The sequence below is a fragment of the Spirochaetia bacterium genome, assembly GCA_022482625.1.
Lineage (GTDB): Bacteria > Spirochaetota > Spirochaetia > Sphaerochaetales > Sphaerochaetaceae > Pleomorphochaeta.
Genome location: JAKVOU010000001.1, coordinates 272,442 through 298,362, shown reverse-complemented (window position 1 = coordinate 298,362; position 25,921 = coordinate 272,442). Strand labels below are relative to the sequence as shown.

The window sequence follows — 25,921 nt, the reverse complement described above, 5'->3', positions numbered from 1 at the left end:
ATGATGTAATACGGAAAACGGCGGAATGTTGCATGCAGACAGGAGATGACGGAAATGGAACAGGATGCTGCAGCTGCAAAGGCAGCAGGACTTCACAAGCAGGGTTACACGCAGAACAGGGAACTGTCGTGGTTGAAGTTCAATAAGAGAGTACTGGAAGAAGGTATGGATGAGACAGTCCCTTTGCTGGAACGTCTCAAATTCATCTCAATCTTCACAAGCAACCTTGATGAATTCTTCATGATAAGAGTCGGCTCGCTCCATGACATGCTCGGCATGAAGGAACCGGCTGTTGACAACCGTTCCGGCATGACAGCCGAGCAACAACTTGAAGCTATCTATAAGGAAGTCCGCCCCCTCTACAAGGAAAAGGAAAAGGCCTATGAGGAAGTAGAGGGCCAGCTGAGGCTCCATGGCATCTTCAGACTGAAAATCAAAGAACTGACACCTTCTGAAAAAAAATACGTAAAACAATATTTTGAAAATGCAGTCTTACCTATTCTTTCTCCGCAGATAGTGGATTCACACCATCCGTTCCCTCATCTTGCCAATGAAGTCATGCACGTAGGTGCCATGATAAAGATAGAAGACAAGACATTGTTTTCAGTTATCCCGATTCCAACTGCATTGCCGGATCTTATCTTCCTTCCAGGAAACGAAGTACGTTATGTAGGTATGGAAGACATTGTACTGGAATACTATGAAACTGTCTTCAGCATGTACAAGATAGGAGAAAAAACCGTTTTCAGGGTTACCAGAAACGGAGATATCAACGCCGACGACGAAGCCTTTGACATTGAGAATGACTTCAGAAAAAAAATGAAGAAATTGCTTCAGCAACGAAAAAGACTTGAAGCCGTACGACTGGAATTGGGCAGAGCCGTAGGTGGTAGCCTTATTCCTTTCCTTGCTTCAAAGCTTGATCTTCAGAAAAACCAAGTATTCATCACCAGCGCACCGCTTTCCCTTCCCTACGCTTTTTCCCTTGAATCAAAAGTTGCCATGGCGGCAAAGCGGACTCTTTCCTACAGGCCTTTCGAACCGCAGCCATGCCCTCGGGTCAGGATGGATGAGAGCCTTATCTCACAATACCAAAAGAAAGATTTGCTGCTTTCGTATCCATTTGAAAAGATGAGCCCTTACCTAAGGCTGATCAAAGAAGCCGCATATGATCCGCATGTCATTTCCATCAAGATTACCATCTACCGCCTTGCACGGCAGGCAAAGCTGGTGGAATATCTCTGTGCCGCAGCCGAAAACGGAAAGGACGTAACCGCAATGATTGAATTGCGGGCACGATTCGATGAACAGAACAACATCGACTGGTCCCAGAGGCTGGAAGAAGCCGGTTGTCAGGTCATCTATGGCCTTGAAGGCTATAAGGTACATTCAAAGATTACCTTGATTACCATACGGGAAAAGGGCGATGTGAAGTATATTACACAGGTCGGTACAGGAAACTACAACGAAAAAACGGCAAAGTCATATACTGATCTCTGCCTCATCACCACAAATCAGGAAATTGGCTTGGATGCCACTGAATTCTTCAAGAATATGTCAATCGGCAATCTTATGGGCAGCTACAAGCATCTGATCGTAGCCCCTGTCGGGCTTAAGTCAACTTTGCTCAATCTCATCGACGAAGAAATTGCAAAGCGGGAAAACGGCAGGATAATGATCAAGATCAACAGCATTACCGACATAGATATCATCGAACGCCTGAAACTGGCTTCCTGCCAGCAAGTCAAAATCCGTATGATCGTACGAGGCATCTGTTGTCTCGTACCCGGTGTCAAGGATAAGACCGAAAATATAGAAATCCATTCCATCGTCGGACGATATCTGGAACATTCCAGGATCTATTGTTTCGGGAGCGGCAGCGAGGAAAAACTTTTCATTTCTTCTGCGGACTTCATGACACGCAATACGGAACGAAGGGTGGAAGTTGCCTGTCCGATCTATGATGAACAGGTAAAAGCCCAACTCCACCATATCCTTGATACCTGCTTTGCGGACAATGTCAAGGCAAGAAAACTTGGAAATGACGGGCAACTGCACAAGATAAAGGATGACAACCCTATGGTTGACAGTCAGAATACTTTCATGACCGAAGCCTTGAACGCTGCAACACAGATTTCCCCAAAAAGGAAAAAAGGCAATTTCCTATCCCGCCTGTTCAAGCGAAAGCAAAGTTTTCATTGATACTTCTTTAATACTTTGCTGATACTTTCTTAACTTGTTTCATCCATTCTGAAATCGAACAAAAAGAAAATTCAATGGAGGAAACAATGAAGAAAATCAGTATAGTGCTCATTTGTTCACTACTGGCCTTTTCATCACTCTTTGCCAATGGTACGCAGGAGACAGCCCCTGCCGCCGCAGGCCAGGGGGAAGGCCCCGTCAGGATAACCTTCTGGCACACCTTCGGCGACGCCAAGAGGCGCGGCTGGATACAGGACGTGGTGAAGCAGTTCAACGCCAGCCAGGACAAGTACGTCGTCAGCGAGGAGACAAAGGGCTCCTACCGCGACACCCTCCAGGCGGCGCTGCTGGCCTACAAGCAGGGCACCGCCCCCAGCCTGGTGCACATCGCCGAGGCCGGCTCACAGCTCGCCTATGACACCGGCATGTTCACCCCCGTGGGCGACATCGGCACCTTCGACACCAGCGACTACATCCAGCCGGTGCTCAACTACTACACCATCGGCGGGAAGGTGAACTCCATACCGTTCAACAGCTCCTCCCCCGTGCTCTACATCAACACCGACATGCTCGTGGCCGCAGGCTACCCTGCCGACTACGTGCCCAAGACCTTCGGCGACGTGCTCGCCGCACTCTCCTGCGGCAAGGAAGAAGGGCGTCAGGGACGCCAACTTCTCCGTCAGCCTCAACGGCTGGTTCTTCGAGCAGTGGATGAGCGAGCAGGACGCCTGCATCTTCGACAACGGCAACGGCCGCGACGCCCGCGCGACACAGACGATGCTCGACTCCCCCGAGGCCCTGAAGATCGCACGGTTCTACGCCGACCTTCGTGACAGGGGCTTCTACACCTATACCGGCAAGTTCGAGGACTGGGACGGCAGCGACGCCATATTCACCGGCGGCAAGGCCATGTTCCACATCACCTCCACCGCCGACATCGTCAACATCACCAACGCCATCGGCACCAAGTTCAGGCTGAACGTGGGCATGATCCCCATCCCAGACGGCACCGGCAGGAACGGCACGGTCATCGGCGGCGGCTCGCTGTGGGTCACCAAGAACGATGACGCGAGGGTACTGCAGGGAGCCAGGGACTTCGCCCTGTACCTGACCGGCACCGACAACATGGTGGCCTGGCACAAGCTCACCGGCTACTACCCGGTGCGCAAGTCCTCCATCGACAAGCTGAAGGCCGAAGGCTGGTTCGACAGCAACGCGAAGCAGCTTGTCGCCTTCAACCAGCTGCTGCAGACCAAGGTCAACGCGGCAAGCGCCGGCGGGCTTGCCGGCTCCGTGTATGACAACAGGACCATCGTCGAGCAGGCGCTGCAGAAGATCCTCAACGGCACCGACCCCCAGCAGGCCATGGCCGAGGCCAAGAAGCTCAGTGACGCCAAGCTGGCAGAGTACAATGCCAACATACAGTAGGCGCCGTCCGGCTGTCCGCTCCGACCGGCCTGCGGGCCGGCCGGGTTTTCTGACAGCCCGGCCCAAGGGAGGTCCACATGTCGCAGTCTGACCATGAGGTCTTCAAGAAGGGCTCGGTGGCGTGGCTCTACCTGCTGCCCACCCTGCTCATCCTGCTGGTGTTCATCTACTACCCGGCCATGAAGACGGTCGTGCTCGCCTTCTACAGGAGCAACTTCTTCCTGGGCACCAGGAAGTTCATCGGTACCCGGAACTTCAGGAACCTGTTCACCGGCGTGCTGGCACCCGGCTTCCTGCAGAGCTTCGTGCAGACCATCATCTACAGCATCCTGGTGCTGGCAATCGGCATCGTCCTGTCCCAGTTCCTGGCCATCCAGGCCAACAAGGACATCCGCGGGGCGAGGATCTACCGCATCCTGCTCATCTGGCCCTTCGCCCTTTCTCCTGCGGTGGCAGGCACCGTCTACAGCTTCATGTTCAACCCGGAGGTGGGCATCGTCAACGACGTGCTCTCCCGCCTGTTCGGCATAAAGCCCCTGTGGCTCAGCGACCCCAAGCTCACCTTCGCCGTGACCATAGGCGCCGCCGTGTGGAAGAACCTGGGCTACAACATCGTCTTCTACCTGGCCGCCCTGCAGAACGTCTCCAGGGAACCCATCGAGGCCGCACAGATCGACGGGGCCACCGGATGGAAGAGGTTCTGGCACGTGCTCATGCCCATGCTCAGCCCCACCACCTTCTTCCTGGCCTTCACCAACCTCACCTACGCCTTCTTCGACTCCTTCGGCATCATCGACGTGATGACCAAGGGTGCGCCGGTGGGCACCGGCGCCTTCGGCAACGTGGGCGTGACCACCACGCTGATGTACAAGGTCTACGTCGACGGATTCGGGGGCAGCAGCGACATGGGCTTCGCCGCAGCCGAGGGCGTCATCCTCATGGCCCTGGTGCTGCTGATGTCCTACTTCCAGTTCGGCGTCTTCTCAAGGAGGGTCAGCTATGACGCATAGGAAACGCCTGGGGCAGGAGGACAGGCCGTGGGTGCACGTGGTGCTGGTCGCCGCATGCTTCTTCGTCTGCTTCCCCATGCTCTTCGCCATCATCAAGGCCACGCAGACCAGGGAGGGCGTCATCACCCCCTCGCTGGCGCTGGGCGGCCACCTCATCGACAACATACGCACCGTGTGGACCCAGTACGACCTGGGCATGTACATGCGCAACAGCTTCTTCATATCCCTGTGGGTCACGGCGGGCAAGATCGTCCTCTCCCTGCTGGCCGCCACCGCCATCGTCTTCTACGACTTCAGGGGCAAGAAGGTCGTCTTCGGCCTCATCATCGTCACCCTCATGTTCCCCACCGAGATCCTCATCCTGGGCCTCTTCCAGCTGGTGAGCAACAAGGGCGCCCCCACCCTGGCGGCACTGCTGCAGTGGATGTTCAACCCAAAGGAGTTCTTCCTCGCACCGACGAAGTACGGCTTCGGCTGGGGCGACACCAAGCTGGGCGTCATCTTCCCCTTCCTCGCCTCCGCCACCGGCGTCTTCCTCTTCAGGCAGCAGTTCCTCACCATCCCCAGGTCCCTGGTCGACTCGGCAAGGATGGACGGGGCAAACTCCCTCCAGTTCCTCGCCAGGATACTGGTGCCCATGAGCCTCAACACCATCGGCGCGCTCACCGTCATACAGTTCGTCTACGTCTGGGACCAGTACATCTGGCCCAGGGTCGTCATACGGCAGAACGCCAACCAGGTCATACAGGTCGGCCTCAACTCCATCATCAGCGCAGGCGACTCCATCATGTGGAACCATGTGATGGCCGGCGCCGTGCTGGCCATGGTCCCCCCGCTGCTGGTCTTCGCACTGCTCTACAACGCCTTCATGAACGGCTACGCACTCTCCTCAAACAAGTAGATGGAAAAAAAGAACAGATTATTTAGTTTTTTTGACTTGAAGGGCAACCAGCTTGGCTTTTGTCGGATCCGGGCTATCCCAGGTCAGTACGGCCACCAAGCCTTGTCCGTCCTTGACGCTCACAATAACTTGGTCTCCATCAGAAACGGGAAGCGATACCTTCATGGGTTTATGAAGTGGCAGTATCGAAAGCAATGCCGTGGAAAAACTTCTTGCAAATCCATACTGGAGATCTTTTTCCACCCACTTTTCCATCCAACTGGTATCATAGGCAGAAGAAAGGCAATCAACAGACAGTTTCTCCAAGGTGCCTGACGCAGGGACAGAAAGTTTTCCGATATCAGCATCAGAAGCAAATACTGCTGTTGCAGACAAACCGGAAAGCTGCAAGAAAGGTTCTGCTTCAGCATAAAGGGAAAAGCAAGCCAATTGTTGGAAAACAAGGAATAACAGGACTGCAGACTTTTTCATGCATTTATCCTAGCGCAGGAAGCTTCATGAGGCAAGCAGGAAAAGTTCAATTACAGTAGTTCACAAGCCTGCTGATAATCACTAGACTGTCCGTATGAACAGAACGCAAGCCAATGCTGCACTTGCAGCCTTGCAGAATGATTACTCACTTGATATCAGAGACCCTCTGTGGCCTGCAATCAGACTCAGCAAAAGCCTTATGGCCGTATTGCAGACCCCTCAGGTACAGCAATTGAACCTCATCAAGCAGCTAGGGCCTGCCTACCTTGTCTATCCTGGAGCCATGCATACCAGGCTCTGTCATAGCCTAGGAGTATACTATCTCTCATGGTGCATCGTCACTTCACTCCTCACAAGAGGACTGGGAACATTCCTTACAGAAGAGGGAATCAGGGATTTTCTCTGTGCATCGCTGTTGCATGATATCGGACATTTTCCATATGCCCATTCACTCAAGGAACTTCCCCTGAGGGAGCATGAGAAACTTGCAACAGACCTGATTCTCCAAGGCAATGAGCTGACCCGAGCCCTTGACCAAGGGGGATTCAATAAGGAGAGAATCTGCGCCATAATCGACAAAGACAGGAACACCAGTGATCCCCAGACCCTCTATTTCCGATCATTGCTTTCCGGTGCCCTTGACCCTGACAAATTGGATTATCTGACAAGGGATGCCTATTTCACCGGCGTACCCTACGGCAAGCAGGATTATTCCTACATCATATCGCATCTTACGGTTACCAAGGATGGAAAAAACGCACTTCTCTTCCAAGCCGAAGGGTCCTTGGAACAAATCCTTTTCTCAAAGTATCAGATGTACAAAGCCGTCTATTGGCACGAAAGAGTCCGTTCTGCAACGTCCATGATCAAAAAATCCCTGTTCACGTGCCTGAAAGACGGCACTTTGGAACCTGAACAGCTGTATGCTTTGGACGACTACTCATTCTATAGTCTTGCACAGGGGAAAAAACAACAGCTATCCAATGTCCTTGATGTTACTTTCGGCAAGTTGCTACCCTGCATCATGGAACATCCTTATCAGAAAAACGGAGTACTTGAAAGCCACTGCAAAGATATTTACAGACGTGATGATTTGGAAAATGCACTCTGTGACAAGTTGAGGAAACAGCATCCTGAACTACGCAGGGATCAAATCATCATCGATACAGCCGAACCGATTTCATTTGAAGCGGACATACCCTTGGTCCTTTCAGACGGCAGTACCGTGTCCTTCAGTTCCCATGATGCACTTTTCAGTGCAGATGTGAAAGCCAGATTCATCTCGGCTTTGAGAAAGACAAGGATCTTTGCACCTTCCTATATCCAGAAATCAGAAATGGAAGAGGCCCTGGCAAATGTGTGACAAATTATCCTATCAGTCCCTTATCGAAGGCGAAATGCCCAATTGGGTACGAAGGTATATCAAGCAGGTAGGAAGGACAATCAATACCTTTGATATGGTACGGGACGGTGAGACGGTACTCCTATCAGTCTCAGGTGGCAAGGATTCCTTGGCCTTGGCCTTGGCACTTTCCCTGAGACGCAAATGGCTTCCGATTGACTACGGCATCCAGGCCCTGATGATCAATTGGATCGAACATCCTGTCGATGAGGAGGCAAAGGATCGGCTACGGGCCTATTTCAATGCCTTGTCAATTGACTTTGCCATCGTAGATGAGCCACAGTATCCGACCTCATTCAAAGGAGAATTCAACTGTTACCTTTGTTCCAGGAACAGAAGAAGGATACTTTTCCAATATGCAGCAGAAAAGGGTCTTTCCCTCATAGCCACAGGCCATCACTTGGATGATTTGGTAGAAACTACCCTGATCAACACCTGCTTCAGAGGCAATTTTTCAACCATGCAGCCGATTCAGGAATTCTTTTCATCATCACTGCATATAATACGACCCATGATTGAAGTACATGAACAAGTCCTTTCCAGGCTTGCACAAGCCTATGATCTTCCTGTCGTCAAGCCCGTCTGCCCATTCGACCAGACGAACATACGTGCAAGATTGAAGCCAATTGTCAGGTCCCTTGCGCAGATTGACAAACTGACACGGGAACATATATTCCAATCCCATACGTTCACATACAGAATTCCTCGTGAAAAATAGACATGCGCCCCTATCCGGAAATGGATACAGTACCGGAAAAAAGCAGAAAAATGTCTTTTCTCAGGGTGAATTATACTATATAATGAAAATGATTAGTTATACTTCTGGATCTGTATGATTTTTCATTCTACAAAACACCGGAACCTGCCGTTTTCCGCTAGAAGCGGTGCAAAAAAGGAAGAAAAATGAAAAAACTTTTCAAAAGCATCATTTCCTCTGCAATAGTATTTGCTGCCTCAACAGCTTCGGTCTTTGCATTCAATCTGGATATGGGAGTAACATTCAACAATTCAGATACAGATCTGGAGGGAAACAGCGAAACCAATTCATATCCTGTTTCCATAGTTGCGTTGCCTTCTTTTTCAATCGGGAAAGCCACCATTGAATTGAGATTGCCTGTCAACATCGGTTTTGTTGACAATGAACTGCAAGTTGATGAAAGTACGTACCAACCTATTGAAAAGACGGACGACATGAGTGAACAGGATTATATCCTGCTCAATGCAGGCCATTATCTGCAGTTCATCAACTACATCGTCTATGGGAGCCATACAGACCCGTTCCATTTCCATTTTGGAAAACTCATTGATGCCTCACTGCATGACGGAGCTTTGGTGGATTCCTACACTGACTACAGCGTAGGTACCTTTGAAAGCAAGCCTGGCCTTACACTTAGCTTAGACGGCAGGGCATTTAATTTTGATTATCTTGGCGGAGAAATCCTTACTGATGATTTATTCACCCCTCTTCTGTTCGGCGGTCGCATTTATGTGAAACCACTGAAGATGACTGCAGTACCGCTTCTCAGTGACCTTGAAGTAGGTTTTTCACTGCTGAATGCAAAACATTACAAAGAGGGGGACAGCGTAGATAGCGACCCTGATGTGTTGTATTCTACCGGTACCCTAATGCAGGATTACTGCATCGACCTGACCCAGGGGCTGTTCAATAAAAATGGTACAACACTCAATCTCTACTATGATATGCTCAGTACCGTTGTCCAGTATGAGGACGAATCCCTTGTCTATGACGACAGCATACGTGACTTGTCTTGGCAAGTAGGCCTTGGTGGCTGGTTGTTCAATACGATCAGCTACAATGCTCACCTCAGGACTTTGGTAAAGGAAGTAACTGCTGATGATTCATTCGGCGGAAATCTGCTGGATATGGTTACCAATACTGCTTTGCCGGTATTTACTGATGATATGATTCTCTCAGGTAATTTCGGCTACACCAGCAACAATGGCTTGACTTACTTCCAGTTCAAGGCAACCTCTACCATCGAAGATCTGGAGTTCACTTCCTATGGTATCACGGGCAGTGCAAAAATCAACAAGCAGGTTGCCATATTCAAGGACTTTACCGTCTCATACAAAAAGGATTATCCTGACATGGACGAGGACTTTGTCACCGGCCTGACAACTTTACGTAATACAGAGATAAAAGCGAGCTGCGGCATCGTCTACCATATGCAGGTATTTACCAGTAGGTATCAAAGTAACGACGGACGATGACAATTATACGACCACACAATATCAACTTGGTTACAGGCTTTCAATCTTATGACCAAGTAAGGGATGGAATAGCAACGATGTCAACTACTACCAAGAAAACTTGCGCATTACTATTGGCTGCTCTGACAGCTCCGGCACTTTTTGCGGCAGAAGGTTCTGCACCTTTACAGGAAAATACTGCCAAGGGGTTGACTGTATATGACAGTCAGGGCAAAGCGTCTGGATATTCAGTCACTTACGATTGCAAATTTAAAACCTGACACCATCGTAAGATCGGGTGCTGCAGGATGGAGCTTTGTCACTCCGTTCGGAACTGTTACCCTCACAGGTGATTCTCTCCTCGTCGTCAAGTCAGTCCAGCAGGATCGTCCCTGTACTTTACCTTGTCGATGGTGTACTTACCATCCAGACAAGCAAAAGCTACAGCGGTACCGTGACTGTCAAGACACCTGTCTCATCCTATGAAATGAAAGGAAGCGGCGCTTTCCTGGTAAGTTCGACAGAAGATGATGAAAGTGCACAGGTCTTCCAAGGATCTATCAATTCCTACAATGACATTACAAAACGAAAGGCTCAGGTAGAAAAGCTCCAACTTGTCGATATGTCTGCAAACACAAGCCAAACCCAAGCTATTACACAGACACAGTTCAAGGAACATGCATTCCTTGCATCTTCAGAGGAAGACATCACAAGCCTTCCGACAACGCAATATATTTCGGCTATGAAGGCTACGCAGACAAAGCCTGAAACCGTTGCAACGGTCTCGGAAGAAAAATCTGCCAGTGGAGCAGCTTTGGCATTTGTTGCAGGTGCAGCAACGACAGGTGTTATTGCTGCCAGCACACAGCAATCTGCCACGACAGGGACCGAATCCCTACAGGTTGCCTCAAAGGCAACAACAGCATCCATGGAAACAGTTGCCAGCGAATCCCAACCTCAGACAACGGAGAAAACAGAGGTTGCAGCTGCAACAACACAACCTGCTGCTGCCAGCGAAGAAGCCCAACCTCAGGTGACTGAAAAAACTGTGCTTCCAACACCTGAAACTGCTGCATCATCAACGGAAACAATTTCTACGGAAACCAAACCCCAAGCAAACGCAAGTCAAGAGACTGAACCCGTAGAAACTACGGCAAAACAAAAAAGTACAGCGGCCACAGCTACAAAACAGGAAGTACTTCCCTACGGTATCAAGCCTATAGTAAAGAGTGATACCACGGCAAAGGACTTCAATATCTATGTGGCAGCCACGGGCAACACGCGCGGGGCTACGGGCGGCATGGACATCGCGAAGCTTGCCTCACTGCTGAAGGAAGGCAAGGCCTACACGGACAACAACCTGCTGCTGGACGCGGGCAACTTCCTCAGCGGGAGCAGCCTGGTCAACAAGGACAGCGGCAAGGCGGCGAAGGAGCTTGCCGTGCTGCTTGGCTACGACGCCATGGTGCCGGGACCTGCGGACTTCGCCTACGGGACCCAGGCACTGGAGGACACTGCGGCTGCAAGCGGCAAGTCAGGGGGACCTTTGGTACTCAGCGCAAATGCGCTGGACGAGAGCGGTTCCTTCATGTTCCAGCCCTACCAGGTCTACGACTACAACGGCTACAGGGTGCTGGTCACCGGGCTGACGGGACCGAACGCAGTCACCGACGCGCTTGGGGTGAAGCTGGACTCCCAGCAGGTGGTCGACAAGGCACAGGCATACCTGGACGAGGCAAGGAAGCTGGCGGACTATGTGATCGTGCTGTCCAACGTGGACACGCCGCAGCTTGACGGCAGCGACATCTGCAACAAGCTGAAGGGCATCGACCTGTTCATAGACGGAGCATCCGAGGAAGCCTCGAGCAGGCAGATAGGGTCGACCTCCTATGTGGCGACCGGGGAAGGCCTGCAGGACGTGGCGCTGGTGGACATCACAGTGAAGGACGGCAGGCTTGCCGCCACCACGCCGACGCTCATCGGCAAGGCCGACGTGGACGACATGGCCTCCAGCAAGCTGGCCAAAACATATGGGTTAGCCCAGGTGTCGGAAGATGCCCAGGTGAAGTCCTATCTTGCAGGGCTTGGCATCGGGACGGTGAAGAGCATGCCTGAGGCACCGACACTGAAAACAACTACAGCAACTGCAAAAGAAAAAGCAGTACCTGCAGAACCTACAATCTCTGAACCGACACATACGCCAAGTGCCGCCGTTCAGACTCAATCGGCAACAAAACAGGAGGCACTCCCCTATGGTATCAAGCCTATAGCAAAGAGTGATACCACGGCAAAGGATTTCGATATCTATGTGGCGGCCACGGGCAACACGCGCGGGGCGGCGGGCGGCATGGACATCGCGAAGCTTGCCTCACTGCTGAAGGAAGGCAGGGCCTACACGGACAACAACCTGCTGCTGGACGCGGGCAACTTCCTCAGCGGGAGCAGCCTGGTCAACAAGGACAGCGGCAAGGCGGCGAAGGAGCTTGCCGTGCTGCTTGGCTACGACGCCATGGTGCCGGGATCTGCCGACTTCGCCTACGGGACCCAGGCACTGGAGGACACTGCGGCTGCAAGCGGCAAGGCAGGGGGACCTTTGGTACTCAGCGCAAATGCGCTGGACGAGAGCGGCTCCTTCATGTTCCAGCCCTACCAGGTCTACGACTACAACGGCTACAGGGTGCTGGTCACCGGGCTGACGGGACCGAACGCAGTCACCGACGCGCTTGGGGTGAAGCTGGACTCCCAGCAGGTGGTCGACAAGGCACAGGCATACCTGGACGAGGCAAGGAAGCTGGCAGACTATGTGATCGTGCTGTCCAACGTGGACACGCCGCAGCTTGACGGCAGCGACATCTGCAGCAAGCTGAAGGGCATCGACCTGTTCATAGACGGAGCATCCGAGGAAGCCTCGAGCAGGCAGATAGGGTCGACCTCCTATGTGGCGACCGGGGAAGGCCTGCAGGACGTGGCGCTGGTGGACATCGCAGTGAAGGACGGCAGGCTTGCCGCCACCACGCCGACGCTCATCGGCAAGGCCGACGTGGACGACATGGCCTCCAGCAAGCTGGCCAAAACATATGGGTTAGCCCAGGTGTCGGAAGATGCCCAGGTGAAGTCCTATCTTGCAGGGCTTGGCATCGGGACGGTGAAAAGTACTCCTGAGGCACCGACGATGGGAAAAGCCACAGTAACAGTACCAAAAGTTCCGGCAGCTCCGACTTTCGCCGGAGAACCGATGGCAATCAAAAAATTTGAAGCAAAACAGACCGTTTCCAACCTTCTGGACGAACGGGAAAAATTTGAAGCTCAGATACTTCCCTACGGTATCAAACCGATAGTGAAAAGCAATACCTTTGCAAAGGACTTCGATATCTATGTGGCAGCCACGGGCAACACGCGCGGGGCTGCGGGCGGCATGGACATCGCGAAGCTTGCCTCACTGCTGAAGGAAGGCAGGGCCTACACGGACAACAACCTGCTGCTGGACGCAGGCAACTTCCTCAGCGGGAGCAACCTGGTCAACAAGGACAGCGGCAAGGCGGCGAAGGAGCTTGCCGTGCTGCTTGGCTACGACGCCATGGTGCCGGGACCTGCGGACTTCGCCTACGGAACCCAGGCACTGGAGGACACTGCGGCTGCAAGCGGCAAGGCCGGAGGGCCTGCGGTGCTCAGCGCCAACGCGCTGGACGAGAGCGGCTCCTTCATGTTCCAGCCCTACCAGGTCTACGACTACAACGGCTACAGGGTGCTGGTCACCGGGCTGACGGGACCGAACGCAGTCACCGACGCGCTTGGGGTGAAGCTCGACTCCCAGCAGGTGGTCGGCAAGGCACAGGCATACCTGGACGAGGCAAGGAAGCTGGCGGACTACGTGATCGTGCTGTCTAACGTGGACACGCCGCAGCTTGACGGCAGCGGCATCTGCAGCAAGCTGAAGGGCATCGACCTGTTCATAGACGGAGCATCCGAGGAAGCCTCGAGCAGGCAGATAGGCACGACTTCCTATGTGGCGACCGGGGAAGGCCTGCAGGACGTGGCGCTGGTGGACATCACAGTGAAGGACGGCAGGCTTGCCGCCACCACGCCGACGCTCATCGGCAAGGCCGACGTGGACGACATGGCCTCCAGCAAGCTGGCCAAAACATATGGGTTAGCCCAGGTGTCGGAGGATGCCCAGGTGAAGTCCTATCTTGCAGGGCTTGGCATCGGGACGGTGAAGAGTACGCCTGAAGTACCGACATTGAAAAACCCGGTCATCAGCGCAAAAGTACCTGCAGTGCCAGGACAGATAATTGTCGTTGAACAGCCTGAACAGGCAACATCAGTTTCTGGTAAACCTGCTATGGCGACGGTCACAAAACAGGCAGCTGTTGAAACAGAAAATGCTGTAACACCATCGGAGAAAAACGAAAACGAATCTGAAGCACCTGCCACCGGTAATGATCGTCACCAATGAGAAAGAGGATGATAGTATTCATCTTGGGTTTGACATCCATGCAACGGCAAAAGCTACAGGAACAGATAGCCAGATGTCAAATTCGAAATTCCCTGCTACGGCAACGTTGAAACCTTATATCAGCTACAAAGGATTTTCCCTCGGGTTCAGGCTTCAAGTTTCTTATGATGACCTAGGAAACCCGACCGCAGCATTCAATGTACAGCCTGATACACTTTCAACCGTTTCTGATTATGTAGCCTATACAACTTCCTTGGTTGACCATTTGACTTACCAGACACGTGGCGATATTTTCGATGTCGACATCTCCCGTGGTCATTATGCCCCTGCAATCGACTCATCAATCTTTTATGACCAGCAGGGAAACGATGACACGATGCTGCACGCCATAGCAAGATATTCGACGCCGACCATATCATTGGTTGCAATGGCTGATGACCTTTCATTGGCTGGTTACCGATCGGCAACTTCTAAGTCTCAGGTAGGTGGCATCTATGGTTCCTATAGATATTCAGGCCTTGATCTTCTACGACTTGACTTCGGTACATCCGTAAGAGTCACTGGTCCTGAAGCTACGACAAAGACTGAACTTTATCCTATGGTCGGACTGGATATGACCTTCATAGACAACAGAGCCTTGAAGATTGCCCTCGAAGGCGATGCAACAGGGTATCTGCCGGTCTATCCTGAGGTAGTATATAGTGATTTCTTTGATGCAGAAGAAAATAATCCCTTCAGGAACTATGTAGTCGGTGGTAGACTCAGCATGACATTTTACGAAAATACCCAGTTGAGCCTTGGAGCAAGCTATGACGTCTATGATGTACAAAATGCCATCTATACCAACATGTTCCATAAGGAAGTTGATGCATCCGATATGTTTACTGCGCCTGATTCAGGCACTTTGATACCGGAAGTCAAGTTCTCCAGCGATACAAGAAATGTCATATTCAAGACCTGTTACTATGTACCGCTTACTACAGATAGTTGGTCTGTTTCCAATAAAGCAGACTTGCTTTCTGTTGATCTTGGTTTCAAATATAAGGACATCGTCTTCGGTGGTAGCTTTGTACAGGAAGGGGTTGTAGATAAAATTGCTGGATTCACCCCATCCTACGATGGAATCAAGGACTATTTCATAAATACAGAAACTGAAACAAGCTTGTACATCAAAGGTACTGTCGGTAACCTAGGACTTGAAGGAAAAGCAGAAGCTTATAAAGACAGTTCATCTGAAAATTACAAGTTCAGCCTGATCGGCAACTACCGTTTTGACTTCAGTATCTGATTTGCTATCTGAAGTATCAAGGACTCCTAGAGGTACGGTACCTCCAGGAGCCCTTTTTTTCTCAGTGTACATCTCAGAGAATGACTAAAAGCTTTCTCTTACCACTTTTGCAACACTGTCCACAGACCCCATGGTATAGAAATGGACAGCAGGTACTTTTGCAGCAATCAGTTGCCGTACTTGACTAATGGACCAATCAATACCGATTTGTCTGATTTCTTCAGGTTTTCCTGCCTTGTCCACGGCATCATACAATTCAGAGGGAATATCTATCGAAAAGGTCTGGGGTAACATCGTCAGGTCCCTTTTTTTGCTGAATGGTTTGATCCCTGGAATTATCGGAACCGTAATCCCCTCTTCGCGGCATTCCCTGACAAATGAAAAATAAGCTTCATTGTCATAAAAAAGCTGAGTCACGATATAATCTGCCCCGGCATCCTGTTTCCGCTTCAGGTTCCTGATATCAATAGCCTTGTTTGCTGCTTCAAAATGCTTTTCAGGATAGCCGGCAACTCCGATACAGAAATTGCTCTTTACAGGATCCTTCAGTTCATCATCAAGATATCTGCCTTCATTCATGGCCTGTATCTGTCTGACAAGCTGGTCAGTATGTTCCCAGCCTCCATGGCAAGGTACAAAGCGACGTTCTCCTTTCGGGGGATCACCTCTGAGTGCAAAGACATTTTCGATGCCCAAAAAATTCAGTTCAATAAGTACGTTTTCAATTTCATCGGCACTCATGCCACCACAGATGATATGGGGAACAACAGGAATGGAGTATCGGTATTGGAGAGCCGCAGACAAGGCAATCGTTCCCGGCCGTTTCCTGACAGTCTTCCTGATGATGGTGCCGTCTTCCTTTTCCTCATAGACCGTTTCAATCTGATGGTTGGTAATATTGAAATATGCAGGATTGAACTGCCTGAGTTTGTCAACGGTCGAAGTAATGCCATCCAACGTATGCCCTTTCAACGGAGGTAGGATCTCAAACGTAAACAAGGTATGCTTCGCTTCGCTCAGGATCTGGCTGACTTTCATTACAATTTCTCCTCTCTTCCTTTATTGCATGACCTGCAGACCGCAGGCCTGCAGGTCATCAAGTGAGCAATGTTTGCGGGTACATAGCACTTCTGCCTGTTCATGGCTGATCTTTCCCATTTTGAAATATGCAGCATCAGGACCTTGGAAAACAAAAGCACAGATACTTTGCAAGGGTTCCATCATATAGTTTTCCGTCAATCGGATCCCGATCCTTTCCTCGGCTTGGAGCAAACGGAAGATTCCCTCTTTCGCGCTATGGTCAGCACAGATGGGATACCCTGGCGCCGGTTTGATCAACGGTCTGCCCCAGACCTTTGCAAATTCATCTTCCAGCAGCATGGAACAGGCTTCTGCCATTCTGATCGTCAGGAATTGGAGAAGCAGGCCTTTATAGGGATCTTCCTCATCAAGCTTGCTTTTGGTCTCTGCAACACCAAGTCCGGCAGTCAAGGCAAACAGGCCAATGTAATCTTTTTCACAGCAATAATCAGCCAGGCAAAGCGTCTGTCCCTCTGCATTTTCCTGCCGTGGAAAACAAAATTGTTCACTCCCTACTTTTATACAGATACCGTCACCGGAAGCTCGGAACATTCCCATGCAGGCTTTTGTACAGTGGTCAAGCAAATCTGCTATTGCAGCATCATCACGCAGTGCTTTTATGTCTTCCTTGAGCTGGGCCGCCTGCGGTGTACCTGGTTTGACACGCAGGTCATGGACCAAGGTATTCCACCGGATGTAAGGTTCAAGCCGTGCATACGTGATGTCCTCCAAGGTAACCACCCCAAGTGAAGCCGGTATAGCAGAAGGCTGTTTCTTTATGAAACGTCTGTCAAAACATGAAGCATATCCGACCGAAGCAGATGAATTACTTTCGTCCTTCTTTGAGGCCATTTCAACCAAAAGGCGATAACGCTCATCGTAGGTAGTGAACGTTCCCTTGCGGTCGCTCATCAGCTGCGATGCCAGACGGGCCAGACTGGAAGCATCACTCTCCTGCAGGACATATGGATAATGGCGACGAAGGCGAAGAGCCGTATGAGCCTCGCTGGTCGTTGCTCCGCCGACAATTACAGGGACTTCCAATCCATGTTCACGACAGATATCCAACGTATGCTCCATTTCTTTCAATGAAGGAGTGATCAGCCCTGACAGACAGATGATATCGGCCTTCTGGCTTATTGCAGTCTCTACGATTTTTTCTGCTTCCACCATTACTCCAAGGTCAATGATCCTGAAGCCATTGCACCCAAGCACAAGGGTACAGATGTTTTTGCCGATATCGTGTACATCACCTTTTACAGTCGCAAACACAATAGTGCCTGTAGAAGCAGACACTCCGGTCTGTTCCAAGGATGATTCAATGGATGGCTGCAGGTAGGCAACGACCTTCTTCATCGTCCTGGCACTCTTTACGATCTGAGGCAAAAACAGTTTTCCTTGGGAAAAAAGATCTCCGACTGCTCCCATACCTTCCATCAGGGGACCTTCGATGATGGAAACAGGTGATTTACCTTCTTTTTCTACCTGTGCAAGCAGTTCCTTCACATCCGTCTCCAAGAAAGTGTCCAAACCTTCCAACAAGGCATGTTTCAGACGTGAAGCTACATCCTTGTTTCTCCATTCCGGTTCTGCAGTCCTTACGGAACGCCGTTGCTTGTTGTTTCCCAGTTCAAGGGCCAGTGTTATGAGTTTTTCACGATGTTCGGGAGAAGGATCAAATAAGGCTTCAGTGATTATGGACCGAATCTGCGTCGGCACTTTCTCAACATCGAGGTCAAGTCCCGGGTCAATTATAGCAAGGTCAAGACCATCTTTGAACGCACGGTCCAGAAAAACGGTATGCATGGCCTTCCTTATAGCATTGTTGCCTCGGAAGGAAAATGACAGGTTGCTCACACCGCCGATGCAACTTGTACCTGGGCAGTTTTCCTTGATGAAACGCAAGGCATCTACAAAATCCTTGGCGCAACGGTCATGTTCTTCAATTCCAGTTGCAACAGCAAGCACGTTCGGATCGAAGATGATATCAGCGGAAGGAATGCCGGCAGCAACAAGCAAGTCATAGGATCTGCGGGCAACTTCGCACTTCCGTTCATAAGTATCGGCCTGTCCTTTTTCATCAAAGAGCATGACCACCATTGCAGCCTGGGCCCTATGTATCTTTTCAGCTTTTTCCAGGAAAGTTGTCTCACCTTCCTTCAGACTTATTGAATTGACAATACATTTGCCCTGCAGTTCCTTGAATGCTGTCAAGACAATTTCAAAATCGGAAGAATCAATCATAAAGGGAACCCTGCTTACTTTCGGGTCAGAAACAAGGTACCGAAGGAATATCCGCATCGAGGCTACACCGTCGATCATCGGTCCATCCATACAGATATCAAGTATATCTGCACCTTTGTCTACCTGAGCCCTGGCAATGGACAACCCATCTTCCCATCTTCTCTCCAAGACAATATCACGGAATTTCTTGGAGCCTGCGACATTGTTCCGTTCCCCCACCACGGCAATTCTATCGGGAAGCGTAAAACTGTCCAATCCGCACAACGTCAGCCTTGCAGGTCTTTGACGTCGTTTCCGTGGAACAGCCTGCCCAAGTACGGCATGCAAAGCCTGTATATGAGCTGGCCCGGTACCACAGCAACCTCCGATTACATTGACCTTGCCCTCTTTGAGCAGGGGAAGGAGTTGTTCAACCATGTGCTGAGGACTTTCGGCATAATTGCCGTTTTCATCGGGGAGTCCTGCATTTGGATGCAAGGAAGTATAGAAAACATTGAATTGGTCAAGCTGTTGGATGAAAGGAGCCAGTTCTGCAGCGCCAAGGGAACAATTGAGTCCCAAGGAAAACAGTTTTTCTTCCTGCAACGAGATATGGAATGCTGCCAGCCCCTGTCCGCTGAGGCTTCTTCCGCTTTCATCACTGAGGGTCAGGCTGACCATAATGGGCCGTTCAATGTCCGTAGTCAGAAATGCATGATGAATCCCTTCCAAAGCGGCCTTGCAGACCAAGGTATCAAAAGCTGTTTCAAGCAAGAGGATATCACATCCGCCTATAAGCAAGGCAACAGCTTCTTCTTCATAGGCTTTGACAAAGTCATCATAGGAAGGGACCCGCTTGGTCACATCTTCCGCGTCAGTAGAAAAAGAAAGCATTTTCCCAGTCGGTCCCATGCTTCCTGCAATGAAGACATACCGTCCGTTTTCATGTTCAGCTTCCCGGGCTGCCGAGCGGGCAATTTCACAGGCGGCCTGGGCAATGGTCCCTACATAAGCCTCCAAATCATATTCAGCCAAGACAAGTGCATTGCAATTGAAAGTGTTCGTCGTGATGATATCACAGCCGCAGTCAAGATATGATTCATGTATGCCGTAGATGATATCGGGCCGAGTCAGATTGAGGACCTCTCCCAGGCCATAGACAACACGATCCTTACCATCGATACAATCAGTGGCATAAGCCTCATCATCCAGATGCTGTTTCTGCAATTGCGTTCCAAATGCACCGTCAAGAAGCAATACACGTTTAGAAGCCAGCTTATAGAGATATTCTGTCCTTGTCATCACATTTTACAGGATATAGAAAAACCCCAGCAAAGGGAACAGGCCTTTGCATATCTTTATGCAATCATGGTATAGTAGGGAGTATGAAAATCCATCAACTGAATCCACTGGTTGCACAGAGAATTGCAGCAGGAGAAGTCATTGAAAGACCTGCATCAGTGACTCGGGAATTGCTCGACAATGCGATTGATGCAGGTGCAGGAAATATCAGTCTGGTCATCAAGGAAGGTGGCCTTCAGGAAATAACGGTCATAGATGACGGATGTGGGATAGCAGGAGAAGACCTGCCTTTATGTTGCAAGAGCCATAGTACAAGCAAGATAACTGACTTGGATGACTTATATCACATACACAGCATGGGATTCAGGGGTGAAGCACTATATTCAATTGCTGCCGTCAGCAAGATAACGATCAGCAGCAACTACCAGGGAGAAGGTGCCAATACGTTCATTGTCGACAACGGGGCCGTCATGCCGGTAACAAAGGGAGGCCCTGACCATGGGACCAGAATAACCGTCGAGGATCTGTTCGGTCAGATTCCTGCCAGACGCCAATTCCTCAAACGGCCAAGCAGTGAAGCTTCCCTATGCAGGAGCGTCATGGTTGAGAAAGCCATGGCTTTTCCTGGGATTACATTCAGATACTACAACGAAGATCGGCTTCTGCTTACGCTTGAAGCAGCTGACCAAAAGCAGAGAGTCTGCGATGCCTTGGCGGGTGACTACCGTTTCAAGAAAGAAGAAGTCCTTGAGATGGAAGCTGCATTTCCCCGTTACAGCCTCAAGGCAATTGCTGCTTCTCCATTGGTCAGACGTACGGACAGAAGCCAAATCAAGATATTCGTGAACAACCGGCCGATCAACAGCTATCCGCTGATACAGGCAGTGACTTACGGTTACGGCGAACTGTTGCCCGGCGGTAGTTTCCCCTATTGCTATCTTTTCATTACCATCGACCCGGAACTTGTAGATTTCAACATACATCCCACAAAACGGGAGGTAAAGATACGCATACAGGCAGAGGTACATCACAGCATCACACAGATGATAAAAACGCAGATGATTCGCCCGATTCCTGCCATAGAAGAAGGAAAACAGAATTTACAGGGAGATTTTGGATTTGAAGGCGATACCAAGGAAACTGCAAGGAAGACATGGCATGAATGGACAGCCATGCATGGTACGGCAAAAGAACATGCTCCAGGATACCATACTTCAGCTGTTTCTGAAGAAAAGCCAAAAAATCCTGACTGGTTTGACAAAGCAAAACAGATTCTTGCAAAGCCAGCGGTTCCCGAACAGGCTGGAACGCATCCGGACCTGAAGAACCAAGGCATGGCAACAGGCCAGACAACTCAATCAAGTCCAAATCCGGAAGAAAAATGGCAGGAAAATGATACAGCATCCTTACGATATATCGGACAGGCTTTCAACTTGTTCCTTATAGTCGAAAAAGGTAATGAACTCTATCTGATCGATCAGCATGCTGCACATGAAAGGATCCTGTTTGACCAAATTCGCAATCACAGGGGATCCCAGCGGTTGCTTGTCCCCTATGGGTTTGATGTCGAACCTGATGTCGATACCTATTTGGAAACCAATAGTGATCTCTATGCTTCGTTAGGTATTGAACTGGCTAGGAAGGAACCTCAGCAATGGGAACTGAAAGCTGTTCCTACCATGTACAGGCCGGTAGAATCGCAGGTAGTCGAATTCATCAAGAACAACACAGGTAGCATGGAAGCAATCGAAAAAGGCCTGTTTGCCATCATTGCCTGCAAGAGTGCAATCAAGCAAGGTGAAACGATCACAGAGACAAGTGCAAAGGAATTGGTTGAACAAGTATTCAGACTTGAAGAACCCTGCTGTCCTCATGGAAGGACATTCCTGATACGGTTGCAGAAAGATGAACTTGCAAAGATGGTCGGAAGGACCTAAGTAAAACGATAGCAGTACAGCAGGGATGATGCAGGATCTACCGTAGTGACACTCAGCATGTCGTAGGTTCCCGCAGGAATATCAATTGCTGCATATTGGCTTGTGCCAGCAGCAGAAGGTTTCATATCCCTGAAAGGAAGGACTGTCTGCGTATCATGTGCCTGTCCATTTGTCCACAAGTCAATCTGATAGCTATATCGGGCATCCTTGAGAACTTTCTGCACAAAGACAAGTTTTCCATCAGCAATAGAGACGGTATTTTCGCTGTCTGCAGTCTCTGTAGGTATTTCAAATGTCTTTTTGTCAGTCGTACCATCACCACCAAGTACTTCAAGGGAATAGGTCCCTGCCAAATCACTTTCAGTCCCTGCGGTAAGGAAATCCCGTCCGAACAGTACACTTCCATTGCTTTTGAATGATAAAGGCACAAACGTCCACGACAATCCATTGTCTCCTGTAAGTATCATCTGTTTGATTTCTGTCTTCTCGTCTGCAACAGTAATATACAGGTTTAAACAACGATATTGGTTTGTGTATAATACAATATCATTTATTATATTATCGATATCGTTTTTTTGAGTATCATCATTATTTTTTACAGATTCATCAGTAATTTTTTTATTATCTGATATTGTATCAGTTTGTTTTGATGATATTTCTGTAGTAATATTAGTAGAATCTACGGTAGTTTTTGTTAATTTTTTATTACTTTCGAGTGTAAGAGGATATTCCCTGACAACCGCCTGTTGAAAAGTCACCTGTCCCACAGACAGAGGATGTTCTGCACAGGCACAAAGGAACAGAGGCAGGGCCAGAATGGCCACTGCCTTTCCCAGCAACTTACAGCGCACTGAGATATGAGCGAACAGGGTTTGCATAGGCATTGAGTACAGAATTTCTCACTGCCGGCTTCAAATGTTCATATCTGGCAAGGAATGCATCCTTGTCAAAATCAGCATAGACATCCTTGAATCGATCGGTCTTCTCAAGGAAATCATAAGCAAAACAATTTGTCGGCCAAAGTTTGTAATTGAGATGAATCTGTCTGTCAATATCTGCCGTTACCTCATATTGGTCCTTGTAATCTTTTTCTACCAAGGGCTTTCCGATACTGATATGTACCCTACCCTTGAATTTTCGCAGACCACGGATCAGATTTATGAGATCCTCATACTTTTTCTTGCTGTATTCCCCTTTGTTCAGATTTCTCCAGACTTCTTCCCTTCCTTTGTTGATATCACAGGGATCATACTCATAGCTTACGGCAACAGGTACGATCCTGCAATTACGTATAAGAGAAGAAAAAGAAACACCGGCCCGTCTCTGTGACAGGTACAGCATCTTGATTATGCCCGGTGCAGTCTTGTCAATCCCATCCTTTGAACGTCCGCTTTTCTGCGCTACCCAGATTGATTTCCTGTCTTCAGTAATCTTCTTGACAAAGTACTGGCTCAGATGGATCGAATCCAAGTATTTTTCGCGCAAAGGCAATGATCTCTTTACTGTAATTGCACCATTGAGCTTGAAAAGCAATTCTATGTTCTTGTTCTTGATAAGATTGTCACCTATAGCCATTTCACATAACTGGCGACCATCTTCAAGGAGGGCATAGTCCAACAAGGCACAATCGAGCACGATATCCCTATGATTGGAAAAATAAAGATAACTTTCACTCTTATCCAAATCCTTACCACCACTATGGGAAAATTCAGTAACACTCCGTTTCAACACAGACGGAATGAAGTACCCCGAAGTTATATAGCGCTGGAAATCATCATAGGAATGGGTATCCTTTAACTTTTCAATGATCTGCTGCGTATAGCCATTGACGTCTTGTTCATAGGTCAGCAACGTGGGATCGAGAAGGATGGTGGCAAAGTTCCTTAGTATCTGAGGATGCTCACGAAGTGTCCGGACGGCTTGCTCAGCCCTTTCACCTGTATACGGAGCTATGTCATCATAATTTTCCCGATCCATTTCAGGCCTCCTTGCCAAGCAGGGACTTGACGTACTGGGTCCTTTCCCATTGGCAAGGGTCATCCATCCGTTCCTGAGCCAGTTTGCCCCTGAAGTCACTCAGCTCAGAGAAGCCATGGCGGTCCATCCATGAAGAAAGTTCTTCTTTCATCTTTGCAACGGAAGGCAGACCGTCAGTCAGAAGGACAGAGCAGACCTGGACGACCTGAGCACCGGCAAGAAGCATCTTGATCAGAGTCTTTCCATCATGTATGCCACCGCTGCTGCAAATCTGGAGATGATCGAGTTCAGCGCTCATCAAGGCAGTCCAGCGAAGTGTTGCCAGATAATCATTGGCATCAGAAAGTATACCGCCACCTGTCATCTTGATTGCTTCAATGTCAATGTCAGGATTGAAGAAGTTGTTGAACAGTACGATACCATCCAGTTCCATCTGGTCAAACATATGGATCATGTTGGAAAGTGAAGAAAAGAATGGTCCGATTTTCAGAGAAATCGGCAAGGAAATCTCTTTCTTTGCAGCTTCGACAAAAGCAATGTACTGGCGTTCGATTTCGGCTCCTTCAATCTTGGCATCTGCCGCAATGAGGTAGTGGTTGAGTTCAAAGGCATCAGCTCCACAGTGTATGTAACGCGAAGCATACTCACCGAGCCAACTTCCGTCGCCAGCTCCATTGAGTGATGCGATGACAGGAATGGAAAGACTTTTCTTTGCCTTTTCAACCAGTTCAAGATACTGATCTATATAATGATCCTGACTTGAATTATAAATAAAATTGTATGCCTCAGCTCCAGTAAGGTAACTGTCCATTGCCTCAATAGTACTGCGAGCATCTTCACTGATCTGTTCCTCAAAGATGGATTTGAGGACCACTGCCCCGACCCCTGCGTCTTCAAGACGCTTGAGGGAATCGATATTTGATGTAAGAGGACTGCTAGCAGCCACAATCGGATTGTCCAGGGACAGCCCCATATACGATGTCTTTAGGTTAGCCATGTGTACCAACTCCTTATCTATTGTTGACGGAATTTCAAAACCTTCATCTGACTTAGAATACCATAAAAGAGCGTAAATCAAAAGAGATTGTTGCAATATAGTTGGAGTTCAATCAATCTGGCACCCAGTAATGTGTAGAAAACCGGTCCTCCTTTTGAAAAGGCAGGGCCGGTTCCAACAACTCAAATTACATGTTTTTCGAAATTATTTGTCACTCTGCAATGCAAATCCATTCATGAAAGCATCCTGCAGGAAGAAGAAAATCAGCAGAGGAGGAAGGATAGTCATGATGACACCAGCCATGATGACCCCCCAGTTATTGGCACTCTCTGCATTCATCAGCATCTTGACACCGATCTGAACGACACGCATGGAATCTGAATTTGTTGCCATCAAAGGCCACAAATATTGGTTCCATATATAAATGAACTCAATGACAACCAGAGCCCCGATGGTATTGTGGCAAAGAGGAAGCAGTATCTTGAAAAAATACTGCATCGGTCTGCATCCATCTATCTTTGCAGCATCGACAAGTTCCGAGGGAACAGTCCTGAACCGTTGGATGAACAGGAATGTACCGGTTGCACTGGCCCAGAACGGGACAATGAGACCGGCATACCTGTCAATCCAACCGAAATCTTTGACGACATCAAACAATGCCACGATTCTGACCGGAACCGGCAGCAACAGAGTTATGATGATTACGAAAAACAGAAACTGCTTACCTTTGAATTCAAAATGCGTGAAGGCAAATGCCGCAAGCAGACTCATGACCAGCTTTCCGAATGTCACTACTACAGCAATGAAAGTAGAGTTGAACAGCATGCGGCCAAGGTTTACACGATTCCATGCCGTGGTATAGTTTGGTATCCAGTTCATGGAAAACGTAAGCTTGGGTGGATTCGAGAAAACCTCCACATCTGTCTGGGAACTGATGACTAAGGCCAGGAACACAGGAAGACATACCAATATGACGGCCAGTATAGACAGGATATGCAACAGGACGACAGTCCTTTTTTTTCTGATCATTTCATTT

Annotated in this window: 17 protein-coding genes and 1 pseudogene; 11 read left to right on the top strand and 7 right to left on the bottom strand. The window is 49.4% G+C overall.

Annotation, left to right across the window (positions count from 1 at the left end; genetic code table 11):
* The first annotated feature begins 54 nt into the window (after positions 1 to 54).
* The 4 genes and pseudogenes from ppk1 to LKE40_01360 all read left to right on the top strand — a co-directional run bounded on the left by ppk1 (position 55) and on the right by LKE40_01360 (position 5,541).
* A complete protein-coding gene (gene ppk1, locus LKE40_01375; GenBank protein MCH3916137.1) occupies positions 55 to 2,202 on the top strand; it encodes a polyphosphate kinase 1 in 2,148 nt (715 codons plus the stop codon).
* Between the two features lie 86 nt (positions 2,203 to 2,288).
* A pseudogene (locus LKE40_01370) lies at positions 2,289 to 3,630 on the top strand (ABC transporter substrate-binding protein).
* A 77-nt stretch (positions 3,631 to 3,707) separates the two neighbouring features.
* Positions 3,708 to 4,640 (top strand): sugar ABC transporter permease, encoded by a 933-nt coding sequence (locus tag LKE40_01365; protein MCH3916136.1) that lies wholly within the window; start codon positions 3,708 to 3,710, stop codon positions 4,638 to 4,640.
* Positions 4,630 to 5,541 (top strand): carbohydrate ABC transporter permease, encoded by a 912-nt coding sequence (locus LKE40_01360; protein ID MCH3916135.1) that lies wholly within the window; start codon positions 4,630 to 4,632, stop codon positions 5,539 to 5,541. The genes LKE40_01365 and LKE40_01360 overlap by 11 nt, the downstream gene beginning before the upstream one ends.
* 18 nt (positions 5,542 to 5,559) lie before the next feature.
* Here LKE40_01360 and LKE40_01355 read toward each other — a convergent pair whose 3' ends face one another.
* Complete coding sequence (locus LKE40_01355; protein ID MCH3916134.1) at positions 5,560 to 6,012, bottom strand: hypothetical protein; 453 nt, start codon at positions 6,010 to 6,012, stop codon at positions 5,560 to 5,562.
* Between the two features lie 94 nt (positions 6,013 to 6,106).
* Here LKE40_01355 and LKE40_01350 point away from each other — a divergent pair, with 94 nt between their 5' ends.
* From LKE40_01350 to LKE40_01325, 6 genes are all read left to right on the top strand, one after another.
* Positions 6,107 to 7,375, top strand: coding sequence for an HD domain-containing protein (locus LKE40_01350; GenBank protein MCH3916133.1), 1,269 nt, complete (start codon positions 6,107 to 6,109; stop codon positions 7,373 to 7,375).
* Positions 7,368 to 8,132 carry an adenine nucleotide alpha hydrolase gene (locus tag LKE40_01345; GenBank protein MCH3916132.1) on the top strand — a complete coding sequence of 255 codons (765 nt, stop codon included), beginning with the start codon at positions 7,368 to 7,370 and terminating at the stop codon, positions 8,130 to 8,132. The genes LKE40_01350 and LKE40_01345 overlap by 8 nt, the downstream gene beginning before the upstream one ends.
* A gap of 185 nt (positions 8,133 to 8,317) precedes the next feature.
* Positions 8,318 to 9,646: a hypothetical protein gene (locus LKE40_01340; protein MCH3916131.1), complete on the top strand. Its 1,329-nt coding sequence runs from the start codon at positions 8,318 to 8,320 to the stop codon at positions 9,644 to 9,646.
* 198 nt (positions 9,647 to 9,844) lie between these two features.
* Positions 9,845 to 10,111 (top strand): hypothetical protein, encoded by a 267-nt coding sequence (locus LKE40_01335; protein MCH3916130.1) that lies wholly within the window; start codon positions 9,845 to 9,847, stop codon positions 10,109 to 10,111.
* Entirely contained in the window at positions 10,080 to 14,081 is a 4,002-nt protein-coding gene (locus tag LKE40_01330; protein ID MCH3916129.1) for a hypothetical protein, read from the top strand. Before LKE40_01335 ends, LKE40_01330 begins: the two co-directional genes overlap by 32 nt.
* Complete coding sequence (locus LKE40_01325; protein MCH3916128.1) at positions 14,065 to 15,369, top strand: hypothetical protein; 1,305 nt, start codon at positions 14,065 to 14,067, stop codon at positions 15,367 to 15,369. Before LKE40_01330 ends, LKE40_01325 begins: the two co-directional genes overlap by 17 nt.
* Positions 15,370 to 15,453: 84 nt before the next feature.
* Here LKE40_01325 and LKE40_01320 read toward each other — a convergent pair whose 3' ends face one another.
* The gene (locus tag LKE40_01320) at positions 15,454 to 16,407 is read right to left on the bottom strand and encodes a methylenetetrahydrofolate reductase (GenBank protein MCH3916127.1); all 954 of its coding nucleotides are present in this window, start codon (positions 16,405 to 16,407) and stop codon (positions 15,454 to 15,456) included.
* Positions 16,408 to 16,428: 21 nt separating this feature from the next.
* Positions 16,429 to 19,974, bottom strand: a complete 3,546-nt coding sequence (gene metH / locus LKE40_01315) for a methionine synthase (protein MCH3916126.1) — start codon at positions 19,972 to 19,974, stop codon at positions 16,429 to 16,431.
* Positions 19,975 to 20,057: 83 nt separating this feature from the next.
* On the opposite strand from metH, the gene mutL reads away from it, so the two are divergent.
* The gene (gene mutL, locus LKE40_01310; GenBank protein MCH3916125.1) at positions 20,058 to 21,911 is read left to right on the top strand and encodes a DNA mismatch repair endonuclease MutL; all 1,854 of its coding nucleotides are present in this window, start codon (positions 20,058 to 20,060) and stop codon (positions 21,909 to 21,911) included.
* Here mutL and LKE40_01305 read toward each other — a convergent pair.
* From LKE40_01305 to LKE40_01290, 4 genes are all read right to left on the bottom strand, one after another.
* Positions 21,908 to 22,378 (bottom strand): hypothetical protein, encoded by a 471-nt coding sequence (locus LKE40_01305; protein MCH3916124.1) that lies wholly within the window; start codon positions 22,376 to 22,378, stop codon positions 21,908 to 21,910. The genes mutL and LKE40_01305 overlap by 4 nt on opposite strands.
* Before the next feature lie 373 nt (positions 22,379 to 22,751).
* The gene (locus tag LKE40_01300) at positions 22,752 to 23,888 is read right to left on the bottom strand and encodes a glycerol acyltransferase (protein MCH3916123.1); all 1,137 of its coding nucleotides are present in this window, start codon (positions 23,886 to 23,888) and stop codon (positions 22,752 to 22,754) included.
* 1 nt (position 23,889) lies between these two features.
* Positions 23,890 to 24,885, bottom strand: a complete 996-nt coding sequence (locus LKE40_01295; GenBank protein ID MCH3916122.1) for a dihydroorotate dehydrogenase-like protein — start codon at positions 24,883 to 24,885, stop codon at positions 23,890 to 23,892.
* 204 nt (positions 24,886 to 25,089) lie between these two features.
* Positions 25,090 to 25,914 carry a carbohydrate ABC transporter permease gene (locus LKE40_01290; GenBank protein ID MCH3916121.1) on the bottom strand — a complete coding sequence of 275 codons (825 nt, stop codon included), beginning with the start codon at positions 25,912 to 25,914 and terminating at the stop codon, positions 25,090 to 25,092.
* Positions 25,915 to 25,921: the final 7 nt, after the last annotated feature.

Bases quoted from the DNA above. Each gene is read 5' to 3' on its own strand.
- ppk1 (MCH3916137.1), top strand. From the start codon at position 55: ATGGAACAGGATGCTGCAGCTGCAAAGGCAGCAGGACTTCACAAGCAG.
- LKE40_01365 (MCH3916136.1), top strand. From the start codon at position 3,708: ATGTCGCAGTCTGACCATGAGGTCTTCAAGAAGGGCTCGGTGGCGTGG.
- LKE40_01360 (MCH3916135.1), top strand. From the start codon at position 4,630: ATGACGCATAGGAAACGCCTGGGGCAGGAGGACAGGCCGTGGGTGCAC.
- LKE40_01355 (MCH3916134.1), bottom strand. From the start codon at position 6,012: ATGAAAAAGTCTGCAGTCCTGTTATTCCTTGTTTTCCAACAATTGGCT.
- LKE40_01350 (MCH3916133.1), top strand. From the start codon at position 6,107: ATGAACAGAACGCAAGCCAATGCTGCACTTGCAGCCTTGCAGAATGAT.
- LKE40_01345 (MCH3916132.1), top strand. From the start codon at position 7,368: ATGTGTGACAAATTATCCTATCAGTCCCTTATCGAAGGCGAAATGCCC.
- LKE40_01340 (MCH3916131.1), top strand. From the start codon at position 8,318: ATGAAAAAACTTTTCAAAAGCATCATTTCCTCTGCAATAGTATTTGCT.
- LKE40_01335 (MCH3916130.1), top strand. From the start codon at position 9,845: ATGACAGTCAGGGCAAAGCGTCTGGATATTCAGTCACTTACGATTGCA.
- LKE40_01325 (MCH3916128.1), top strand. From the start codon at position 14,065: ATGATCGTCACCAATGAGAAAGAGGATGATAGTATTCATCTTGGGTTT.
- LKE40_01320 (MCH3916127.1), bottom strand. From the start codon at position 16,407: ATGAAAGTCAGCCAGATCCTGAGCGAAGCGAAGCATACCTTGTTTACG.
- metH (MCH3916126.1), bottom strand. From the start codon at position 19,974: ATGACAAGGACAGAATATCTCTATAAGCTGGCTTCTAAACGTGTATTG.
- mutL (MCH3916125.1), top strand. From the start codon at position 20,058: ATGAAAATCCATCAACTGAATCCACTGGTTGCACAGAGAATTGCAGCA.
- LKE40_01305 (MCH3916124.1), bottom strand. From the start codon at position 22,378: ATGATACTTACAGGAGACAATGGATTGTCGTGGACGTTTGTGCCTTTA.
- LKE40_01300 (MCH3916123.1), bottom strand. From the start codon at position 23,888: ATGGATCGGGAAAATTATGATGACATAGCTCCGTATACAGGTGAAAGG.
- LKE40_01295 (MCH3916122.1), bottom strand. From the start codon at position 24,885: ATGGCTAACCTAAAGACATCGTATATGGGGCTGTCCCTGGACAATCCG.
- LKE40_01290 (MCH3916121.1), bottom strand. From the start codon at position 25,914: ATGATCAGAAAAAAAAGGACTGTCGTCCTGTTGCATATCCTGTCTATA.